The 1,892-nt window shown below is 36.9% G+C and carries 2 protein-coding genes; both read right to left on the minus strand.

Annotation, left to right across the window (positions count from 1 at the left end; all coding sequences use genetic code 11):
- Nucleotides 1-890 (minus strand): tetratricopeptide repeat protein (locus NCWK1_RS28875; protein WP_245895021.1); only part of this gene is annotated, 890 nt, incomplete at its 3' end.
- A partial coding sequence (locus NCWK1_RS28880; protein ID WP_103127048.1) for an AAA family ATPase occupies nucleotides 880-1,892 on the minus strand: 1,013 nt, incomplete at its 5' end. The genes NCWK1_RS28880 and NCWK1_RS28875, both read right to left, overlap by 11 nt.

Genomic DNA, 1,892 nt, shown 5'->3' on the forward strand with positions numbered 1-1,892 from the left:
ATGTACAAAGGTTCGGCTTCGCTGTATCTACCTTGGGAATCGTAGAGTAATGCTAAATTGTTGAGGCTTGTGGCTAAGTCTTTTTCTAAACCTAATTCTTTTTGCAATTCTACAGCTTTGTTTAAATACTTAATGCCTAATTCTTGCTCTTTTTTATAATCTTGACACTCACCCCGTTCAAGTCTTTTTCTATAAATATCACCTAAGCTAAAGTATAAAGTCGCTAACGTTGTATCTTTTACACCGCGCTGTTCTAAATCTTGAATAAATCCTTGCAAATCTTCTATAGGCAATAAATAATCATTGTCATCATCAACGCCAGATAATTCATTACCTGTAAAAGCAAACCGAATCGGCTCTAATTCTCTAGCAGAAATAGTGTTTTTCCTTCTAGATGTAAACCGAAAAACACCATTGCGCCAACTCCAAAAATCAGGTGCTTTTTTAATTAACTCAACTAATATTTGATTAGTCACCCACAAGACAACCGCAAAAGGAAACGCCCTCAAGCCTTCCCTAGTCCACTGCAAATAACCGAAAAAAATCTCTTGTTCTGAACGTTCCTCGCCCAACTTCAAAAAATGAAGCTCTTCTGCACCAGTCACACTAATTACTGCTGGGTTATGTTGCTGCAAATATTCTTCAGATTTTACCAGTTGAGCAATAGCAGCCCTCAAACTTGGTTCGCCCCTTGCCAATGTTACCCGATAGCAACGAATTTGCGACTGTAATTCTGCCTCATACTGAGCAATAACTTCATCCCGAAAACTAGCATCATCACAAACACCTATTAGCAAATTTAACCGATTTGCTTTAGCCTCAACGGAAACAATTAAGTCATCATAAGCATCTCTATTTTCGACATCTGTTAATAAATCATTATCCATCATTAATCAACCCCCTGCGTTTCAAAGTTTCTACAAGAATGGGGTGAACATCATACCAAGTTTCATCATTACGATATTCCAAAACATACAGCCCATGCAGTAGTTCTAAGAACTTTTGCTGCTGCACATCTTGAGGGTCAAACTGCTCATAAGTAATTTTCAAAATTTCAAAATCTTCCCTTCCTAAACGTATAGAAAGGTCATTCCGAATTTGCTTAATCGCTTGTTCTAAAATTTGCTCATCAATGACAATTTTTTCTCCTGGTTTCTGCCGGATAAGCCGCAGGCAAATGCGACAACATACATTAGCTATCCGAATCAATTCCCGCAGTACTCCACCACTATAAAAAACAATATTTTCTATAGATGACTTATCTATTAATTCACTAGGAATACGTTTTTGTAATATCCAACATAAAATATTTTTTGCTTCATGCCGAGGCTGGGCATCAGGTGAGCGATTTTCACCCTTGTTAAAAATTTTTATCACAGGCATTACTACAGTTTGGTAGTTAGTTTCTGCGCTAATAAGTGGCCACAAGAAAGTGTCACACATTATAGAAATAGGGATAGTATAAATAATCCTAAAATTAGGTTGGAACAGAGCTTTAATATTATCTCCATAAATATCTTTAACTCTTCCCAAGTCTAGTTTATCTATATCATCAATGATGACTATAACCTCTTTTTTAGTAACAGTTTGAATCAACGCTGCAATTATATTAATCTGCTCAACTAAATCTGAGATTTTGCGTTCAAATTCCTGTGTAATTTCTTCTCTAACTTTGGCATCAGCTTTTAATTGAGCTTTCAGAAAACTGAGCAAATTAATACCCGCCTCAAGTCCACCTCCAAACTCTGCCTCTGTAGTCCGAGTGCGAGTTGCAAACCAACCATAGATTTGATCTTTAGTAGATTTAGGAATTTCTACCTTGCGGACTTCGGCTTCAGACATTAAATTAAGCGCGATCGCAAATACCCCTCTTCTGTCACTTTCCGTAGAGA

It is taken from the genome of Nostoc cycadae WK-1, from assembly GCF_002897135.1.
In the GTDB taxonomy this organism is placed as follows: Bacteria; Cyanobacteriota; Cyanobacteriia; order Cyanobacteriales; family Nostocaceae; genus Nostoc_B.